Origin of the sequence: Myxococcus sp. XM-1-1-1 (assembly GCF_020037095.1) — a bacterium.
Lineage (GTDB): Bacteria > Myxococcota > Myxococcia > Myxococcales > Myxococcaceae > Myxococcus > Myxococcus fulvus.
The window spans coordinates 187,768-206,774 of sequence record NZ_JAIQDH010000002.1; the positions used below are offsets into that span (position 1 = coordinate 187,768).

Genomic DNA, 19,007 nt, shown 5'->3' on the forward strand with positions numbered 1-19,007 from the left:
GCAGGTGGAGTGGACGGACGCGGCGCGGGGTGCCGGGGGGCTGCTTGATGACGACATTGGATGACCTCACGACCTGCGCCGGTCTGGCGCTGGCTCCGCCGTCCTCGACGGGAGCCTGCCTCATCCTCATCAGCACCACGACGCCCGCGGCCATCGGCAAGGCGTACCGGCTGGAGCCCGGCGAGCACATCATCGGCCGGGGCTCCGAGGCCACGGTGCGCATCGACGACCATGGCGTGTCGCGCAAGCATGCCCGCATCGTCCGCCTGCCGGACGGGGGCTGCCACGTCACGGATCTGGAGTCCACCAACGGCACCCTGCTCAACGGCACGCCCATCGCCACGGCGGAGCTCCAGGAGGGCGACAGGCTCCAGATTGGCACCGTCACGGTGTTCCGCTTCTCCAAGCGGGAGCTGCTCGAGCAGCGCGAGGAGGCCCTGCGCCAGGCGCTGTCCGCCGCGCGCGTGGGCATCTGGGATTGGAACGCGCAGAGCGGCCGGGTGACGTGGAGCGAGCAGGTGGACCGGCTGTTGGGGCTGCCCGTGGGCAAGCTGTCCGGCCGCGCCATGGAGCTCGAGGAGGTGGTGCACCCCGCGGACCTCCCGCGTGTGCGGGAGTCCTTGTCCATCGCGTTGGAGAAGAAGACGCAGGTGGACGTGGAGTACCGCATCGAGCCGCAGGGCAGCGGGTGGCGCTGGATTTCGTGCAAGGGCGACGTGCTGTGCGACGCGGCGGGGATGCCCGCGCGCGTGACGGGCACGGTGATGGACATCACCGCCCGCAAGCAGGCCGAGCAGGAGCTGGCGCGCCAGGCGCTCATCTTCGAGAGCATCTACGACGGCGTGGTGATCACCGATTTGGGCGGCGGCATCATCGACTGGAACGCCAGCGCGGAGCGGATGTTCGGGCGCAACAAGACGGAGGCGCTGGGGCAGACGCTCTTCCGCGTGCTGCACCCGGACGAGCCGGACCGGATGACGGGCATGGTGCTCGCGGGGCTGGAGAAGCAGGGCCGGTGGTCGGGGGAGCTGGAGTTCAAGCGCCGCGATGGCACCACCTGCTGGTGTGAGTCCGTCGTCGTCCCGCTGCGCGACAGCGAGGGGCGCACCATTGCCAACATCATGGTCCACCGCGACACGTCGGAGCGAAAGCAGCTCCAGGCGCACCTCGTCGTGGCGGACCGGCTGGCGTCGGTGGGTACGCTGGGCGCGGGCGTGGCGCACGAAATCAACAACCCGCTGGCGTACATGCTGGTCAACCTGCACCTGGTGCGCGAGGGCCTGGAGCGGATGGAGAGCCAGGTGCCCGCGGCGGCCATCGCCTCGCTGCAGCAACTGGTGCGGGAGACGACGGAGGGCGCCGAGCGCATCGCCACCATCGTGCGCGACTTGAAGGTCTTCGCGCGCGGCGAGCAGGAGGTGCGGCTGATGCCGGTGGACGTGCGGCGCGCGGTGGAGCTGGCGTGCAAGATGGCGGACAACGTCATCCGTCACCGCGCGCGGCTGGTGACGGAGTTCGAGCCGGTGGCGCCGGTGGAGGCCAGCGAGTCGCGGCTGTGCCAGGTGTTCCTGAACCTGCTGCTCAACGCGGCGCAGGCGATTCCGGAGGACCGCTCGCCCGAGCACGAGCACGAAATCCGGGTGGTCATCCGCGCCGGGGACCGGGGCCGGGTGCTGGTGGAGGTGCGCGACACGGGCATGGGCATGACGGCGGAGGTGATGGACCGCATCTTCGACCCGTTCTTCACCACGAAGCCCGTGGGCGTGGGCACGGGGCTGGGGCTGTCCATCTGCCACGGCATCATCGAGTCCATGGGCGGCTCCATCCACGCGGAGAGCGAGCCGGGCAAGGGCAGCACGTTCCGCGTCGTGCTGCGCGCGGCCACGCGGGAGCTGGAGCTGTTGCCCAGGCTCCAGACGGTGGTGCCGACGAACGCGCGGGCGCGCATCCTGGTGGTGGACGACGAGCCGAACGTGACGCTGGCGCTGCAGCGCTCGCTGGCGGCGGACCACGAGGTGGCGACGGCGAACAGCGCGCAGGCGGCGCTGCGGCTGCTCAACGAGGGCAGCCGCTTCGACCTCATCCTCTGTGACGTGATGATGCCGGGGATGACGGGCATGGACCTGTACAACGAGCTGGGCCGCAGCGCGCCGGAGCAGGCGGGCCGCATGGTGTTCATGACGGGGGGCGCCTTCACGCCGCGCACGGTGTCGTTCCTGCGCGAGGTCCCCAACCTGAAGATTTCCAAGCCGCTGGACCTCACCCAGCTCCGCGAGTTGGTGGGCCGCTCGGCGGAGGCGAGCCGATGACGGGCTCGGCGGAGCGCGCTGTGTCTTCCTCGACGACCGCACCTGACTCCGCCGGTGACGTGAGCTTGAGCGCGGTGGCCCTGGCCCCCGCGGCCCCTTCGCCCGAGGCGCGCGAGTGGACGCCGCGCGCGGTGGGCATGGGGCTGCTGGTGGGCTCGCTGTTGGCGGTCACCAACGTGTCCATGGGGTTGAAGCTGGGCTGGTGGGAGAGCGGCTCGGTGATGGCGGCGGTGCTGGGGTTCGGCGGGCTTTCGGCGGTGTCTCGCCGACGCGGGGCTCCGTACACGACGCTGGAGAACAACCTCACGCAGGTGTCGGCGGTGGCGGTGGGCGCGATGCCCGCGGCGGCGGGGCTGTTGGGGCCGCTGCCGGCGCTGATGTTGCTGGGGCTGGAGGTGCCGGGCGTGGCGGTGGCGGCCTGGAGCGTGGCGCTCGGGGTGTTGGGCGTGCTGGCGGCGCACCTGCTGCGGCGGCGGTTGATGGAGGAGGAGAAGCTCGCGTTCCCGACGGGCATCGCCACGGCGGAGCTCATCACGGCGATGCACGCGTCGGCGCCCGAGGAGAACCGGGGGCGGGGCTGGTGGCTCGCGGCGGCGGCGGCGCTGTCCACGGGCTTCACGGTGTTGCGGGATGCGTTCCAGAAGGTGCCGGGGATGGTGGCGGCGCCGGGCACGGTGGGCGGCGCGTCGGCCGCGTCGCTGACGTGGGGGTTGGCGTGGAGCCCCATGCTGGTGGCGGTGGGGATGATGGCGGGGCTGCACCTGGGGCTGAGCATGCTGCTGGGCGCGCTCGTGGGGTGGGGTGTGCTGTCGCCGTGGCTGGTGTCGACGGGGGCGGTGAAGGAGGCGGGCTTCGATGCGCTCCAGACCTGGCTCACGTGGCCAGGCGTGGGGCTGCTGGTGGGCTCGGCGGCGGTGTCGCTCACGGCGCAGGCGCGGGACTTCTGGCGGGTGGCGAAGGACCTGGGCTCGCTGCGGAGCGGCGGGGGGGTGCCCCGGTGGGCGTGGCTGAGCGGGGGCGTGGCCTGTGTGTTGGCGTTGGGCCTGGGCGTGGGCGTGTATGGGATGAGCGCGGCGCAGGGGGTGCTGGCGTTGGTGTTGGTGTTGCCACTGTGCGCGGTGTGCGCGCGAGGGGCGGGGCAGCTCGACGTGTCGCCGGTGTCGCAGGTGGGCCAGTTGTCGCAGGTGGCGGCGGGCGTGCTGCTGCCTGGAGGCGTGGGGCCCAACGTGGCGGTGGGAGGCGTGGTGTCCGGGGCGGCGGCGCAGACGGGCGTGAGCCTGTGGGCATTGAAGGCGGGGCACCTGTTGGGTGCGTCGCCGGGGCGGATGCTGGGGGCGCAGCTGTTGGGCGTGCTCGCGGGTTCGTTGGTGAGCGTGCCGGCGTACCTGTTGCTGACGCGGGCGTATGGCTTGGGTTCGGAGGCGCTGCCCGCGCCGTTCGCGCAGCAGTTCCGCGCGGTGGCGGAGCTGGCGTCGAGAGGGCTGGATGGCTTGCCGCCGAACGCGCTGTTCGCGGGGAGCGTGGCCGCGGGCGTGGGCGCGCTTCTGACGTTGCTGGCGCGAGGGCGCGCGGCGCGGTGGGTGCCCTCGCCGGTGGCGATGGGAATCGGCTTCATCCTGCCGGCCTACTTCGCGGTGACGCTGTGCCTGGGTGGCGTGCTGGCGGCGGTGGCGCGGTGGCGCTGGCCGGCCTCGACGGGACGCAACGTGCCCGCGCTGGCTGCCGGGGCGATTGCCGCGGAGTCTCTCGTGGGCGTAGCGCTCGGCGCGCTCAAGCTCTTGGGCTTCATGGCGTAGCGAGACGCGCAGGGGCAACGAAGAAACGACGACCGTCGCGGTGCCCTCGTACTCTCGCCGCCTCGTCGCGTGAACCTCGGGAGCGTGCTCGGCGGGCGACGCTGACTACACGGGCAATTGGCCATCCCGTGCGCGTTCGAGTGAACGGCGGATGCGAACCTCCATGAGGTTGGGCATCCGAGAGGCGAGCTGGAGTGCCTCCGTGAGGATGCGCACCGCTTCATGTGTCTCGTCCCGCCGCAGCGCCGCCAGGCCCATCATCTCCAGCACCTCCAGCGGCTCCTGCTCCACGGACACCTGGCTGGAGCGCTCGCGCAGCGCCGCCCACTCCTTCGCCGACGCATCCCGTGTGGACAGCTCCACCATGGAGAACAGCACCTCCTCGGGGGGACTCAGCTCCACGCCATTGCGGTTCTCGGAGAGCACCTGCTTCACCTGCGCGAGCAGCTCTCGCGCCCGCGCCTGTCGTCCCGTCCACGCCATGGTGCGAGCCTGGAGCAGCAGCGCCCACGGGCGCGGCGCCACCTCCGGGTGCCGGCGCTCCAACGCAATCGCCCGCGCGATGTGCGGCGCGGCGGCGTCCACGTCACCCGCCTGGTAGTGCAGCTCGCCCAGGTTGTGCTCCGCGAAGTACTCCCAGCCCACCATGCCCAGCTCGCGACCCAGGTGCATGAAGCGCTGCTGGTCCTTCAGCGCGCTCGCCAAATCCCTGCGCGCCACCCACAGGTTGCGGCGGTTGTTGATGGCGCTGCCCAGGTGGAACAGGTCTCCGCGCTCCGTGCACGCGGCGACCACCTCCGCCAGCACCCGGTCCGTCTCGTCGATGTCGCCCAGGTTGGGGAGGATGACGGCCAGCAGCAGCTGCGACACCACCTGCGTCTCGTAGCCCGCGTCCCCCAGCCGCTTCGCGAAGACCGCCGCGGCCTCCAATGGCTCGCGGGCCTCCTGCCACTCACCCTTGCGGAACAGCGCGCGGCCCAGGGCCAGGAGCAGCCGGCTCTGCACGTACGCCGACCGCACCTGCATCGCCATCGCCTGGGCTTCCAGCGCGCGCTCCTCGCTGGCCGCGTAGTCGTTCACCCAGTCCAGCGCCATCGCCTCGTCCAGCAGCAGCTCCACCTCGGAGCGCACATCCCCCAGCCTGCGAGCCCGCTCCCGCGCCGCCGCGAAGTCCGCCAGCGAATCGTCATACCGACCGATGCGGATGCGCATCAGCCCCCGTCCCCGCAGCGCGGTGAGGCAGCGCAGCTCATCCTCCGGGTCCAGCAGCTCCAGCGCGCGCGTGTACATGGCCTCCGCGTCGAGGAACGCATGACGTCCCCGCGCGGACTCCGCCAGGTCGATGGAGAGCGCGGCGGCCTCCTCGCGCAGGTCCGCCGCGGCCGCGTGCAAGGCCAGTCGAGGCAAGCGCTGTCGCTCGCTGGCGCCCGCGGGCCCCAGGTAATACCGGTACGCCGCGCGGTGGATGCGCTGTCGCTCGGCGGCCGGCAGCGTGGCGGCCACCGCGTCACGGAGCAGCTCGTTACGGAAGCTCAACCCCTCCTGCCGATGCGACACGAGCAACCCGGAGTCCAACAGCCGCCGCGTCGCGTGGCCCGCATCCAACGGGAACCCACCCGCCGCGCCATCCCGCTCCAGCTCCCGCACCACGCCCTCCGCCGTCGCGGCGGTGAAGTCCGTGCCCAACAAGGCACACAGCCGCGCGTGCGCGGCGAGCGTCGAAGGCAGCGCGCCCAGCTCCCGGTCCGCCAGCCACTCCACCAGCCGCAGCTCGGGGACCTTCTCCACGCCGTCGGTGACCAGGTACCAGCTTCCACCCGGCGCGCGCTGACGCACCAGCCCCTGGCGCTTGAGGCCGCGCACCAGCTCCACCAGGTACAGGGGCACGTGCTGGGCGCGCTCGACGATGCGCTCCACCGCCTGCGCGGGCACGTTCTCCACCGGCTTGAGGAGCATGCGGCACAGCTCCTGCGACGGCTCCGCCGCGAGCGCCCGCAGCGACACGGTGACCTGCCGCGCGGCGCGAGCGCCCCACAACGGCCGGCTCTTCTCGAACCCGGGCCGCGCCAGCACGCACACCCAGATGGGCACGCTCGCCTCGGCGAGGCACGCGTACTCCAGCGCGTCCAGCGCCGTCTCCTCCGCGAAGTGCGCGTCGTCGATGATGAGGCACAGCGGCCGCTCACGGGCGGTGGACGCGAGCAGCTCACCGGTGGCGCGCATGGCCAGGGAGCGCAGGGCGCCCGGCGCCGCCGCCCAGCTCTGCAGCTCCGGCCCGCCCGGCGCGTACCAGCCCAGCGTCGCGGCCACGCCCGGCCACAGCTCCGAGCCCAGCGTGGGCCCCAGCCGCTGCATGATGGATGCGCGGCCCTGCTCCTCGGTGTCCGTGTCGTCGCTCTCGAAGGCGTTGAGCGCGCAGCGCAGCAGCGTGCGCAGCGTACCGTCCGGGTCGCCCTGCACCGGCTCGCGCGAGCGCGTGCTGTACATCCGCGCCAGCGGCAGCTGCAACTGGAGCTCCCGCACCAGGGCCGCGGACAGGTGGCTCTTGCCCAGCCCTCGCTCGCCCAGCACCGTGACGAGCGTGGGCGCCGCCTCACCCACCGCCGCGCGCGCGCTGTCCACCAGCGAGGCCAGCTCCGCGTCGCGGCCCACCAGCACCTCGCTGCCCAATTGCAGCACGGTGATGTCCGGCCGGGGCGCGGCCCCCGGTGACGCCGGACGCAGCAGGCCCGGATGGTTGGGCACCTCCGTGCACGGCACCTCCGGCACGGCCTCCGCGGCGGCGGGGGACAACAGGAGCCCGTGCGCGTCCGGGCCCGTGGGGTAGCGGTCCGCGCGGGCGAAGATGGCGCCCAGGTAGCGCGGCGCTCCGGTGGGACGGCGCTGCACGGTGACGGCGGACACGTCCACGAGCGCGCTCGCGGCCAGGCCCCGCTCGGCCATCCCCTCCGCGGCGCGCATGGCGCGGCGCACGGGGTTCTCTCCGACGTCCGGGTCGAACACCGCCGCGATGCGAGGCCCGTCCGTATGCGCCAGGTGCCCGCCGTAGGAGCCCAGCCCCTTCTGCACGCTGACCGGGTTGGAGCGCGAGGTGAGGAAGAGCACGGCGACGGAGCGGCGCACCTGCGCGGGCCGGGGCTCGCCGGGCGCGGTGGGGCGGGGCGTGACGGGCTCGAGGGGGCGGTGCGCGTGCGAGAAGGCCTCGCGCAGCGCGGTGGCCAGCGCGGCGGCGTCCTCGGGCCGGCGCGAGCGCTCCTTGGCCAGACACCGCAGCACCACCTCCTCCAGCGCGGGCGGCACCGGCGCGAAGTCCGACGGCGGCGGCGGCCGCAGCGCCAGGTGGGCCTGGAGCACGTCGGGCGTCGTGCCGAAGAAGGGCGGCCGGCCGGTGAGCATCTCGTAGAGCAGCACGCCCAGCGCGTACACGTCCGTGCGCGCGTCCACGTTGGCGTTGCCCGCGCACTGCTCGGGGGCCATGTACTCGGCGGTGCCGGCGAAGCCCGAGGTGTCGCTCGTCGTCGCGCCCTCGCCGGGCAGCGCGGTGCCCTCCTGGGGTGTGGTGCCTCGCACCAGGCCGAAGTCGAACACGCGCACCTGTCCGCCGCCGTCCTCGTTGAGGAACAGGTGCTCGGGCTTCAGGTCGCAGTGCGCCAGCCCGAGCGCGTGCACGCGGGCCACCGTGTCCGCCACGGACAACGCCAGCTGGGGCAGCTCCTGCGCGGGCACGGGCCCGGAGGCGCGCGCCAGCCGCTCCGCCAGCGTGGGCAGCGGCACGTGCTCCATGACGAGGAAGCGCACGCCGCCGGCGAGCACGCCCTCCTCGTACAGCGCGGGCACGGTGGGCGGGCCCAACTGGCGCAGCGCCTCCGACTCGCGGATGAGCTGGGCGCGCGCCAGGGCATTGCCCGTGCGGGCCAGCTTGATGGCCACGCGCTGGTGGTCCGTCTCCCGCCGAGCGCCGAGCAGCACGCCGAAGCCGCCCTGCGCCAGCACGCCCTCCACCTGGTAGCCGGGGATGCGCGGCGGCGTCGGCTCCACGGACGTCGCTCGTCCCGCCCCGTCTGGGGATGGACTCGGCGGGCACGGCGCATGGGAGCCTTCCCAGCGCCGCCCACATGTCTGGCAGCGCGGCACGGCGACACTCTACGCCAAACGCCCTGGGGATTCAGGACACCCGTGGGAAACCCCTGGGGTCGCTTTCGCATCACCTGGACCCGGGGGCCGCCTGCCCAGCGCGGCGCGTTGGTTGCCCCAGTCAAGCGTCGGTGCTGTCATGCCGGCCCTCCCTCCTCAACCGGGACATCCTCTGGAAGCGGCTGGCGAAGGAGGGCATCGACAGCGTGCGTCAGGTCTCCGTGGACGACGTGTGGAGCGCGCTGCGCTTCCGTCCGGCGAAGTGACGCGTGGAAACGGGGTAGGGTGCCGCCCTTCTCGTGGAGGGAGGACGGCAATGCCCTACGTCGATGGTTTCCTGCTGCCGCTGCCGAAGAAGAACGTGGCCGCCTATCGCAAGATGTCGCGCAAGGCGGGCAAGCTCTGGCGCGAGCACGGCGCGCTCCAGTACATCGAGTCCATCGAGGATGACATCCCCGAGAGCCTCACCCGCGTCTCGTTCGCCCGGGGCGTGAAGCTCAAGCCGGACGAGGCCGTGGTGTTCGCCTTCATCGTCTACAAGTCGAAGGCGGACCGGAACCGGGTCAACAAGAAGGTGATGGCCGACCCGCGGCTGGGCTCGCCCGAGGACGTGCCCTTCGACAGCAAGCGGATGATCTGGGGCGGCTTCAAGTCGATTGTCTCGCTGTAGCCGCGCCCCGTGGCTGAGGACTCGACGACGTCCGGCGGGTGGGAGGGGAAGACGTCCCGCCGGACGTCGTGAGCGACTCAGGGAACTTCGAGCGCGCGCAGCACGGTGTTCTCGGACTCCGGGGCGCGCACGCGCAGGAGCAGGGCGGCGCCGGACTTCGCGCCCGTCAGGCTGCGCACGGCGTCGGAGGCGCTGGACACCTTGTCGTCGCCGACCTGCACCAGGATCATCCCGGGCTGCAGACCCGCGCGCTCGGCGGGGCCGCCGGGCTCCACCTCGGTGATTTGCGCGCCGCCGTCGGGCGCGTCACGCAGGCCGATGCCCAGCTTGCGCGTGGAGGGCGCGGTGCTGTTGCGCGGCGTGAGCTCCTCCTCGCCGCGCTGGGCCGGGCGGGTGCCGAGCGTCACGTTCACCGTCATCGGCTTGCCGCCGCGCACCAGGTCCACCTTCACGCTGCTGTCGGGCTTGAGCAGCGCGACGGCGCGGGTGAGGGCTCCGGCGGAGTCCACCGCGCGGCCGCCGACGGAGGTGATGATGTCCTCCTCCTTGAGGCCCGCGCGGTCACCGGGGCCGCCCCGGCTGACGCCCGCCACCACCGCGCCCTTGTTCGCGTCCACCTTGAGGGCCCGCGCCAGCTCCGGCGTGAGGTCCTGGATGGACAGGCCGAGGAAGCCGCGGCGCACCACGCCCGTCTCCTGCAGCTGGGGCAACAGCGCGCGGATGAGGTTGCTGGGCACCGCGAAGCCGATGCCGCTGGCGCCGCCGATGATGGCGGTGTTCATGCCCACCACTTCACCCTGCATGTTGAACAGCGGGCCGCCGGAGTTGCCGGGGTTGATGGCCGCGTCCGTCTGGAGGAAGTCGTCGTAGGGGCCCGAGTGGATGTCCCGCGCCCGGGCGGAGAGGATGCCCGCGCTGACGCTCGAGTCCAGGCCGAACGGGTTGCCGATGGCCATCACCGGGTCGCCCACGCGCAGCGCGTCCGAGTCACCCAGCGGCACGAACGGCAGGTTGCCCGCCACGCCCTTGAGCTTGAGCAGCGCCACGTCGGTGAGCGGATCTCTCCCGAGCACCTCCGCCTCGTACGAGCGGCCGCCCTCCAGCTTCACGCGCACCAGGTCCGCGCCGTCCACCACGTGGTTGTTGGTGAGCACGGTGCCGGAGGCATCGATGATGAAGCCCGAGCCCAGCCCCTGCCGCGGCGGCGCGTTGCCCTGCATCCCGGGCGGCAGGCCGAAGCGCTCCGCGAAGCCGGGAGGAAGGCCCTGCATGCCGGACATGCGGCGCGGGCGGGCCTGCACCTCGACGTAGACGACGGCGCCCTTCACGGACTCGACGAGCGGGGCCAGCGAGGTGACGGTGCCGGCCGTCGCCGGGTTGAAGCGCGCGGGCTGCACGGGCGCGCCGGAGGGCGTCGCGGCGGCGGCGACGGCCGCGGGCACGGTGGACGCCGCGTTGGAGGTGTTGGGCGAGCCGAGTGCCTGGGCCTGTCCGCACGCGAAGCCCAGCGTCGCGGCGGGAAGGAGGGCCAGGGCACCGAGGAAACGGCGAGAGGGGAGCGAGCAGGCCATCGTTCGTTCTCCGAAGAGGCCGGAGGTGAGTCCGGCTGGGAAAGGGGTGTCAGGAGTCGGTCCGGAAATGGGGAGCCCGTGGAGAAGCTCCTCCTGGAGGTGGAAAGGTCTGCCGCTGGTCGTCCCCCGACTCCCGACGGCTTCCTGGCTCGGGGCTCGTTCCGCGAGTCCCCACTTCCGAACCGACGTCGGGCTCCATTGCAGATGCCGGGCCAGCGCTTCGTGTGAGGGATTCCCTCGGAGGGTGGGGGCGTTGGGGCAGGGGGCGCGGGGCAAAGTGCCCCGGTCGGGGCAAATCTCCCCGGGGCGGTTTGCCTCGCCCTCCCGGGGAAGGGCGTGGCACGTCGAATGCTCTGGCCCGGGCACGCCTCGCCCTGTGGGCGCCCTCGTCGGGGGGCACGCGGGCGGGCATCCCACCACGCCAGGAGGAGGACGTCTTGATGGGGCCAGACGAGGAGCAGGGAGTCGGAGTCCAGCCGTGGCCGCTCCCGAGCACGGGGCGCGAGCAGGCGCCTCGGGTGTTGGTGGCGGAGGATCAACCGGAGATGCGCGCGCTGCTGCATCGGGCGCTCAAGCGCCGGGGCTATGAGGTGGTGGAGGCGGCGGACGGGCCTGGGTTGGTGAAGGCCATCATCGATGGGTTGCTGGCGGACCAGACGCTGGTGCCGGACCTCATCATCACGGACGTGCGCATGCCGGGGTACTCGGGGCTGGAGGTGGTGGCGCGGCTGCGGCGGGAGGGGTGGACGACGCCGGTCATCCTCATCACCGCGTTTGGAGATGCGCAGCTGCACCGGGACGCGGCGCAGCTGGGGGCGGCGTGTGTGTTGGACAAGCCCTTCGCCATGGAGGACTTGTGCGCCACGGCGGAGGCGCTCGTGCCGCCGTCGCGTTGAGGGCCTGGGTGCCCTTCGAGTGCCCTGGCGCGGGCGGGTGAGCACCGTACGGGGGTGTTCTCGAGGAACCTGATGAAGCGGGCGCTCCTCGCCTTGCTTCCCCTGGGGTTGCTGGCGTTGGCGTTCGTGGTGCTGCGGCACGAGCTGCGCCAACTGCACGGTGAGGACGTGGCCCGGGGGCTCGCGTCCATTCCGCGCGAGCGCATCGCGTTGGCGGTGGTGTGCGCGGCGTGCAACTACCTGGCGTTGACGCTGTATGACGTGTTGTCGCTGCGTCACCTGGGGAAGCGGCTGCCCTACCGGCAGGTGGGCTTCACGTCCTTCGTGGGCTACGCGTTCGGCCACAACATCGGCATGTCGTTCCTCACGGGCGGCGGCGTGCGCTACCGGCTGTATTCGGCGCGTGGGCTGACGGCGCTGGACGTGGCGCAGGTGGGGACGTTCAACGCGCTGACGTTCTGGGTGGGGCTGTTGGCGGTGGCGGGCGTGGCGCTGGTGGTGGACGCGGGACAGGGGGCGATGTCCGCGCTGTCGCTGTCGCCGTGGGTGGCGCGGGGACTGGGGTGGGGGTTGTTGGGGGTGTTGGGCGTCTACTTCGCGGCGTGCGCATGGATGCGGCGGGTGTTGAGGGTGCCCAGGCTGCATCTGGAGGTGTCGCTGCCGACGGGGCGGCAGGCGCTGGAGCAGCTCGCGGTGTCGTGCATGGACTGGACGCTGGGGGCGATGGTGCTGTGGGTGTTGCTGCCGTCGGGTGCGGGGATTTCGCCGCTGACGATGGTGGCGCTGTTCGCGGTGGCGCAGCTGTTGGGGATTGCCAGTCAGGTGCCGGGAGGGTTGGGGGTGTTCGACTCGGTCATCCTGGCGGCGCTGACGCCCTCGGTACCGACGTCGGTCGTGATTGGCACGCTGGTGGTGTACCGCATCGTCTACTACCTGCTGCCGTTCACGGTGGCCGCGCTGATGCTGCTGGGGCATGAGCTGGTGGAGCACCGGTGGTGGGGCCGGCGGCGGCAGTCGGCCTAGGGATGTGGTGTCGCTTCCTCGTGACTGCCTTTGTCAAGGCATGTGTTCGCCGCGGGTCTACCCCTGCGGTGGTAGGTCGTGAGGTTGAGAGGGATTGAGCCCCTCACCCAGGATGCGCGCGTCTTCATGGCGCCTTCCTGGGGGATGTCTTGCGCGGGTCTGGAATCGTCTTGCTGTGTCTGCTCACGGGCTGTGCCACCACGCGCGTCGTCAACCTCGACGCGGGGCACGGCAAGAGAATCACCTACACGCCGATGGAGGTCGCGCCCGTCGAGGTGGAGGAGGACGACTTCCAGCGGGCACTCTCCGAGCTCATCCTCGGCCTGAAGCTGGAGGTCGCTTTTCGCGAGGCGGACGCGGCGGACCAGCAAGGTTGGGTCCGGTCAGGAGCGCTGCTTGCGTCCTCGAAGGGCATTGTCGACTCCAGCGTGGAGAACTCCCCTGCGTCGCTCTACTCGCGCATCTGCCCTGTGCGGGATTCCTGCCTGACGCTGATAGGTGGGACGGGCCTGTCCTTCTCACGCAAGGACCGCACGTTGATGGCCCTGTCCTTCGCCTTGGATACTGTCTGGGAGAGCGTCGAGGACGAAGTGGGGCACATGCTCAACCCCGTCGTACTCAAGGCGATGATCAGCTCGGCCGCGCTGGCGTTGCTCCTGACGATGACCTTGCCCGAGCCCGTCACCAAGACCATCGCGGTCGCCCTGACGGCCTCCCTCATTGCTTATCTCGGGGTCGTCCCGGTGTGGGAGATGGGGCAGGGGTTCCTCCGACTGTGGGAGGCCTCCGAGCGGGCGACGAGCATCGTCGAGCTGCAAGACATCGGTCATCGCTTCGGCAAGGTGCTCGGGACGAATGGGACCCGCGTGTTGGTGCTGCTGCTCACGTCGGCACTCGGGGGCCGCGCCGCGATGGCGGCACAGGGGCCGACGTTGCCAGGGTTCTCCCAGGCGGCGCTGCGCGCTCAGGTCGAGGGAGGGTTCAAGCTCGAGGCGGCGCTCGGCGCGGGAGTGGGGTCCATCGCGCTGCCCGCGGCGGGAGTGCTCAACGTGGCCCTGGCTCCCGGCGCCGTGGCGGTGATTGCGTCGTACTCCACCGGGCGCATTCCCGGGGACGCCGAGGGCCCGGTCCATCACATCTGCACGAACAAGAACACCGTCTCGACATTGCGCGGTGGGCCGTGGACGCCGCTGTGCGAGGAGGTGTTCGAGATGGCGGGGATGAGCTTGGAGGACGCGGCCAATAAAGTGCGCCTCAAAGGGCACGAGGGGCCACATCCCGAGCTGTACCATTCCCAGGTGGTGCCCCGATTGCAGCGAGCCGTCAAGGACTGTAGGGGAACCGAGGATTGCCGCGTGCGACTGGTGAACGAGCTGGCGAGGATTGCGAACGAGTTGCTCACGCCGGGCTCGGAGCTGCGCGGCTACATCGTGAAGGCAGGGGAGTGAGGTGGACCGTCACTTCTATTGGGTCGAAATCGCCGATGTCCCACAGTGGTACCTCACGACTCCCGCGCCGGCCTCGGGGGGGAGGTTCGAGGACCCAGGGATGTTCACCGACGGGCGTCTGCTCTCCGACCCTGGACCCATCCTGGCGCGAGTGCGTCATCGGGGCAGCCCACGTGCGTTCGTGTTCGCCGGCGTGCAGCGAGTTCCTGTCGTCAGCGAGGAGGTGGGCCAGGCCTTGAAGACCCTCGCGCCCGGCGATGTGCAGCTGTTCCCGGTGTCCGTCGAGGATGTGGACGAGCGCTTCTTCATCGTGAATGTGGTCAGGGTCGTCGACTGCATCGACGAAGCGGGTTCAACGGGAGTCCAGCACTACGCCGAGGACGACCCATTCCCCGAGCGTGCGGGAGAGTTCCGGTGGATCTCGGGTCTGCGAATCCTCCCCGAGAAGACGGAGGGTGCGCGTGCCTTCATGCTGAAGCGCTTCAAGCACCCCATCATCGTCGCGGAGGAGGTCAAGGAGGCGCTCGAGCGAATCGGCAACCTGGGCGTCATGTTCAAGCGCGTCACGGGGAACCCGGGCGCTTGATGGGAAGTCGCCCCTCGGCGGACGGCGGAATCGTTCGCCAGTGCAATCCTCCGCCGGCTCCCGGGACGCAGCGCCTCACGTGTTCATTGCGGACAGCGGCACCGAAGAGGTAGTGGTGTGCGCCTTCCACCCTCTACCTCCAGGGAACCTTCCATGCCCACGGTCGAACTGACGACGAACTTCGGCAACATCACCATCGAGCTGGACGAGGCCAAGGCGCCCAAGTCCGTCAGCAACTTCCTCGAGCTCGTCGGGAAGGGCCACTACGACGGCACCGTCTTCCACCGTGTCATCGAGAACTTCATGATTCAGGGCGGCGGGTTCGAGCCGGGAATGAGGCAGAAGCCGGTCCCGACCGCGCAGATCCAGAACGAGGCCAACAACGGCCTGAAGAACGAGCAGTACACCGTCGCGATGGCCCGCACCAACGACCCGCACTCCGCCTCCGCGCAGTTCTTCATCAACACGGTCAACAACTCGTTCCTGAACCACACCGCGCCCACGGTGCAGGGCTGGGGCTACGCCGTGTTCGGCAAGGTGGTGAAGGGGCAGGAGGTCGTGGACAAGATCAAGAAGGTGCGCACCGGCAACAAGAGCGGTCACAGCGACGTGCCCCTCGAGGACGTGGTCATCCAGAGCGCCAAGGTCGTCTGAGGCGGAAGGCGTCGTCCACGCCGTGACACGTCCCGGTCCTCCCGGGCCGGGAGTGTGTTGTGCCGGTCCGCGTTTCCTGCTTCCGTGCGCGACTCGATGCACTTGAATCAGCGAGCGTGGATGTCGGCCATCTGTGTGCTGGGGCTGGGCGTGGGCTGTAGCTGTGGACCTGTCCATCGTCGACCGACGGAGGGCGGCCCCACACGGAAGGTGGCCCGCATCGTCCAGGAGTATCCGCACTCCACCGAGGCCTTCACCCAGGGCCTCGTCTTCCACCAGGGACGCCTGTTCGAGAGCACCGGCCAGAAGGGCTCGCTGCGCGAAATCTCGCTCGAGTCCGCCACGCCCCTCTGGATCGAGCGCCTGGGTGACGTCTTCACCGAGGGCCTCGCCAGCGACGGCGAGCGCCTCTACCAGCTCACCTGGACCGAGGGCCTGCTCTTCACCTGGAGCGGCCTGCCCCCCACCCGCGAGCGCACCACCCCGTACGAAGGCGACGGCTGGGGCCTGTGCTACTGGCAGGGCCGGCTGGTCCGCAGCGACGGCAGCTCCACGCTGACGTTCCACGACCCCGACACCTTCCAGCCCCTGGACTCCGTCGAGGTCACCCTCCAGGGCCAGCCCCAGGAGCAGCTCAACGAGCTGGAGTGCGCCAACGGCGTCATCTACGCCAACGTCTGGCACTCCACGGACGTGCTCGAAATCGACCCGTCCACCGGCCGGGTCACCGCCGTCATCGACGCGTCCGCCCTCGCGCGCTCCGTGGCCTCCCAGGTCCGAGGCATCACCGACGCCGTCCTCAACGGCATCGCCGTGGAGCCCGGCACCGGCCGCATGCTCATGACGGGCAAGCTCTGGCCCAAGCTCTTCGAGGTGAAGCTGGAGACGCTCGACTAGGGCTTCTTCGCCTCGTCGTCGCGCTCCAGCTTCCGGTACAGCGTCTTGCGGTCCACGCCGAGGATTCGCGCCGCCAGCGTGCGGCTGCCGCCCACCGTCTCCAGCACGCGGTGGATGTAGCGCCGCTCCAGCTCCTCCAGCGTCACCAGCTCCGAGGGGTCCGTGTTCTCCGGCACCACCTTCGGCTGGCTGTAGTTCCGGATGCGCTCGGGCAGGTCATCCACGGTGATCTGCTCGAACGACGTCAGCGCCACCGCGCGCTCCATGCTGTTCTGCAGCTCGCGCACGTTGCCCGGCCACCCATACGCCAGCAGCCGCTGCGCCGCCGCCGGTGACAGCCCCACCACCCGCTTGTTGTTGCGCGCGGCGAACTGCTCGATGAACCGCTGCGACAACAGCAGCACGTCGTTGCCCCGCGCCCGCAGGGGCGGCAGCTCCACGCCGATGACGTTGAGCCGGTAGTACAGGTCCTCGCGGAAGCGGCCCTCCTCCACCGCCAGCTCCAAGTCCCGGTTCGTCGCCGCGACGATGCGCGCGTCGAACGGCACCTCCGTGTCCCCGCCCACCGGCCGCACCACCCGCTCCTGCAGCGCGCGCAGCAGCTTCGGCTGGAGCGTGAGCGGCAACTCGCCCACCTCATCCAGGAACAGGGTGCCGCCGTGCGCCTGGATGAAGAGCCCCGCGCGCGCCGCCTTCGCGTCCGTGAAGGCGCCCTTGGCGTGGCCGAACAGCTCGCTCTCCAGCAGCGCCTCCGGCATGGCCGCGCAGTTGATGGCCACGAAGGCCCCCTGGGCCCTGCGTCCACGGGTGTGCACCGCCCGCGCGGCCACCTCCTTGCCCGTGCCGCTCTCGCCGGTAATGAGCACCGTCGAGTCCAGGTCCGCCACCCGGTCGATGAGCGCGTAGGCCTGCTGCATGGCGGGGCTCTCGCCCACCACCGCGCCGCTGTCCTGCTGCCGTCTGCCCAGCTCCTGTCGCAGCCGGCGCACCTCGTCTCGCAGGGCGCGGTGCTGCACCGCGCGCTCCAGCACCAGCACCAGCGCGTCGATGTCGATGGGCTTGGTGACGAAGTCGTACGCCCCCGCGCGGATGGCGGCCACCGCCGTCTCCATGCTGCCGAACGCCGTCATCACCACGACGGGGATGTCCGGCCGGTTGAGGACGATTCGCTCGCACAGGGCCAGCCCGTCCATGCCCGGCATGCGCAGGTCCGTGAGCACCACGTCGAAGTCCTCGCCGGCGAGCTTCGCCAGCGCCTCGTCGGCGGCCCCCATGGCCACGGGCGTGTAGCCCCGGCGGGTCAACCCCTTCTCCAACATGGCGCGCATCTCGCGCTCGTCCTCGACCATCAGGACGCGGCCTGGCATGTGTCCCCTCCGCTCGGCAGATAGATGGAGAAGCAGCTACCGCGTCCCAGCTCGCTTCGCACGGCAATCCAGCCGCCATGGTCCCTCACCAGACCATAGGACACGGACAGCCCCAGCCCCGTGCCCTCGCCCACGTCCTTCGTGGTGAAGAACGGCTCGAACACGTGCGCCAGCACGTCCGGGGCAATCCCGCTGCCCTCGTCCTCCACGTCCACGCGCACGTAGCTCCCCTCGGGGCCGCCCACGTCCTGGGGTGGCGTGGTCCGGGAGTGGGCCGCGTGCACGCGCACCGTCCCCGGCTGGTTCATGGCCTGCAACGCGTTCATCACCAGGTTGGTCAACACCTGCTGCACCTGGCCTCCATCCGCCTCCACCGTGACGCCGGGGGGGATGTCCTCCACCAGGGTGATGCTCTTCTTGGCGGCCATGGGCTTGAGCAGGGACAGCGAGCGCGAGACGAGCTCCCGCACGTCCTCCGGGGCCCGGTGGGGCGCGCGGCGCCGCGCGAAGTCGAGCAGTTGCCGGATGATGCGCGTCATGTGCTGCGCCTGCTGGCTGATGATGCGGGCGCTCTCGCCCACCTCCTCGCCCTCCGCCTCGCCCGACGAAATCATCTTCGCGCGGCCCATCACCACGTTGAGCGGCGTGCCCAGCTCGTGCGCCACGCCCGACGCCAGCTTGCCCACCGTGGTGAGCCGGTCCGCGTGCCGCAGGTGCTCCACCGCGGACAGGCGCGCGGCCGTCTCCGCGGACAGCCGCGAGCGCGTCTCCTCCAACTGCTCGCCCATGCGGTTCATCGCGTTGGCCAGCGTCGTCAGCTCGTCCCCCCGCCGCTGCGGTGGCAGCCGCACGCGCGCGGACAAATCCCCATGGCCGAAGCGCTCCGCCAGCTGGACCAGCTGGTCCACCGGCTCACCGACGAGCCTGCGGCCCATGGCCATGGCGACGATGAGGAACGCGAAGGTGATGGTGCCCGTGGCGACGATGGTGCCCACCACCGTGACGAAGACGTGCTGGCGCTCCTCGCCCAGCGACTCGGTGATTTCGATGGCGCCGAAGCGCGGGCCAATCTTCACCGGCGTGTACGAGTGCAAGAGGCCCGGCGCCGGGTCCGGGTCCACCATGGAGCCGTCCCTGCCCTGGCGCAGCGTGGCCATCAGCCGGGGCGGGAAGCCCGCGAGGGACGGCGTCCCGGGACCGCCATCCAGCCAGACCCAGCGCAGGTGGACCTGCTCCTGGTAGTTGTTGGACTGGTTGAGGAGATTGAGCGCCTCGCGCTCACCCGCAAGCTGCCACGCCTTGCCGATGGTGCCCGCGAGCGTGTGGCCGAGCAGCCGATGGTCATGCTGCATGTCCAGCGCCGAGCGCTCCAGCTCGCGGCGGACCTGGATGACCTGCAGCGCGGCGATGACGGCCACGGCGAGCAGGACGAGGGCGAGGGTGAACTTGCGTGCGAGTCTCACGGTGGGTCGAGGCTATTCCGGTCCATGCACGTGGGAGGGGTCGAGAATGCATGGACCGGAAGGAAGTACTCAGAAACTACCGCGACTGCCGTGAGAAGGCGTCAGGACGTCGCGTCGGGCTCCTCGGCGGGCGAGCAATCGCCCGAAGCTCGGCGTGGGTGCACGAGGACCGACGTGCGCTGCGTGACGCCTC

General features: G+C 71.0%; 14 protein-coding genes. 10 read left to right on the forward strand and 4 right to left on the reverse strand.

The window, feature by feature from the left end; genetic code table 11:
- Window positions 1-47 precede the first annotated feature (47 nt).
- Both K8640_RS04890 and K8640_RS04895 read left to right on the forward strand, forming a co-directional pair.
- Window positions 48-2,309, forward strand: a complete 2,262-nt coding sequence (locus K8640_RS04890; RefSeq protein ID WP_194869594.1) for a PAS domain S-box protein — start codon at window positions 48-50, stop codon at window positions 2,307-2,309.
- 20 nt (window positions 2,310-2,329) lie between these two features.
- The gene (locus K8640_RS04895; RefSeq protein WP_223746005.1) at window positions 2,330-4,105 is read left to right on the forward strand and encodes an OPT family oligopeptide transporter; all 1,776 of its coding nucleotides are present in this window, start codon (window positions 2,330-2,332) and stop codon (window positions 4,103-4,105) included.
- Window positions 4,106-4,210: 105 nt separating this feature from the next.
- Here K8640_RS04895 and K8640_RS04900 read toward each other — a convergent pair whose 3' ends face one another.
- Window positions 4,211-8,239: a serine/threonine-protein kinase gene (locus K8640_RS04900; RefSeq protein WP_223746006.1), complete on the reverse strand. Its 4,029-nt coding sequence runs from the start codon at window positions 8,237-8,239 to the stop codon at window positions 4,211-4,213.
- Between the two features lie 131 nt (window positions 8,240-8,370).
- Between K8640_RS04900 and K8640_RS42450 the strand changes: the two genes are divergently transcribed.
- A complete protein-coding gene (locus K8640_RS42450) occupies window positions 8,371-8,505 on the forward strand; it encodes a hypothetical protein (protein WP_255652667.1) in 135 nt (44 codons plus the stop codon).
- 50 nt (window positions 8,506-8,555) lie between these two features.
- On the forward strand, window positions 8,556-8,909 hold the full coding sequence (locus tag K8640_RS04905) for a DUF1428 domain-containing protein (protein WP_223746007.1): 354 nt from the start codon (window positions 8,556-8,558) through the stop codon (window positions 8,907-8,909).
- A 77-nt stretch (window positions 8,910-8,986) separates the two neighbouring features.
- Here K8640_RS04905 and K8640_RS04910 read toward each other — a convergent pair whose 3' ends face one another.
- The gene (locus tag K8640_RS04910; RefSeq protein WP_223746008.1) at window positions 8,987-10,480 is read right to left on the reverse strand and encodes a Do family serine endopeptidase; all 1,494 of its coding nucleotides are present in this window, start codon (window positions 10,478-10,480) and stop codon (window positions 8,987-8,989) included.
- 440 nt (window positions 10,481-10,920) lie between these two features.
- Here K8640_RS04910 and K8640_RS04915 point away from each other — a divergent pair, with 440 nt between their 5' ends.
- The 6 genes from K8640_RS04915 to K8640_RS04940 all read left to right on the forward strand — a co-directional run bounded on the left by K8640_RS04915 (window position 10,921) and on the right by K8640_RS04940 (window position 15,984).
- Complete coding sequence (locus tag K8640_RS04915; protein WP_141333523.1) at window positions 10,921-11,376, forward strand: response regulator transcription factor; 456 nt, start codon at window positions 10,921-10,923, stop codon at window positions 11,374-11,376.
- A gap of 72 nt (window positions 11,377-11,448) precedes the next feature.
- On the forward strand, window positions 11,449-12,399 hold the full coding sequence (locus K8640_RS04920) for a lysylphosphatidylglycerol synthase domain-containing protein (RefSeq protein ID WP_223746009.1): 951 nt from the start codon (window positions 11,449-11,451) through the stop codon (window positions 12,397-12,399).
- A gap of 149 nt (window positions 12,400-12,548) precedes the next feature.
- Window positions 12,549-13,847 (forward strand): AHH domain-containing protein, encoded by a 1,299-nt coding sequence (locus K8640_RS04925; protein ID WP_223746010.1) that lies wholly within the window; start codon window positions 12,549-12,551, stop codon window positions 13,845-13,847.
- Between the two features lie 100 nt (window positions 13,848-13,947).
- Entirely contained in the window at window positions 13,948-14,433 is a 486-nt protein-coding gene (locus K8640_RS04930; protein WP_407940283.1) for an imm11 family protein, read from the forward strand.
- Window positions 14,434-14,586: 153 nt separating this feature from the next.
- Window positions 14,587-15,087, forward strand: coding sequence for a peptidylprolyl isomerase (locus tag K8640_RS04935; protein ID WP_141326829.1), 501 nt, complete (start codon window positions 14,587-14,589; stop codon window positions 15,085-15,087).
- A 120-nt stretch (window positions 15,088-15,207) separates the two neighbouring features.
- Window positions 15,208-15,984, forward strand: a complete 777-nt coding sequence (locus tag K8640_RS04940) for a glutaminyl-peptide cyclotransferase (protein WP_223746012.1) — start codon at window positions 15,208-15,210, stop codon at window positions 15,982-15,984.
- Here K8640_RS04940 and K8640_RS04945 read toward each other — a convergent pair.
- Window positions 15,981-17,351 carry a sigma-54 dependent transcriptional regulator gene (locus K8640_RS04945; RefSeq protein WP_223746013.1) on the reverse strand — a complete coding sequence of 457 codons (1,371 nt, stop codon included), beginning with the start codon at window positions 17,349-17,351 and terminating at the stop codon, window positions 15,981-15,983. The genes K8640_RS04940 and K8640_RS04945 overlap by 4 nt on opposite strands.
- Entirely contained in the window at window positions 17,333-18,814 is a 1,482-nt protein-coding gene (locus K8640_RS04950; RefSeq protein ID WP_223746014.1) for a sensor histidine kinase, read from the reverse strand. Before K8640_RS04950 ends, K8640_RS04945 begins: the two co-directional genes overlap by 19 nt.
- Window positions 18,815-19,007: the final 193 nt, after the last annotated feature.

Coding starts and splice junctions, on each gene's coding strand:
- K8640_RS04920 (WP_223746009.1), top strand. CDS start 11,449: ATGAAGCGGGCGCTCCTCGCCTTGCTTCCCCTGGGGTTGCTGGCGTTG.
- K8640_RS04945 (WP_223746013.1), bottom strand. CDS start 17,351: ATGCCAGGCCGCGTCCTGATGGTCGAGGACGAGCGCGAGATGCGCGCC.
- K8640_RS04905 (WP_223746007.1), top strand. CDS start 8,556: ATGCCCTACGTCGATGGTTTCCTGCTGCCGCTGCCGAAGAAGAACGTG.
- K8640_RS04910 (WP_223746008.1), bottom strand. CDS start 10,480: ATGGCCTGCTCGCTCCCCTCTCGCCGTTTCCTCGGTGCCCTGGCCCTC.
- K8640_RS04940 (WP_223746012.1), top strand. CDS start 15,208: ATGTCGGCCATCTGTGTGCTGGGGCTGGGCGTGGGCTGTAGCTGTGGA.
- K8640_RS04930 (WP_407940283.1), top strand. CDS start 13,948: ATGTTCACCGACGGGCGTCTGCTCTCCGACCCTGGACCCATCCTGGCG.
- K8640_RS04935 (WP_141326829.1), top strand. CDS start 14,587: ATGCCCACGGTCGAACTGACGACGAACTTCGGCAACATCACCATCGAG.
- K8640_RS04915 (WP_141333523.1), top strand. CDS start 10,921: ATGGGGCCAGACGAGGAGCAGGGAGTCGGAGTCCAGCCGTGGCCGCTC.
- K8640_RS04890 (WP_194869594.1), top strand. CDS start 48: ATGACGACATTGGATGACCTCACGACCTGCGCCGGTCTGGCGCTGGCT.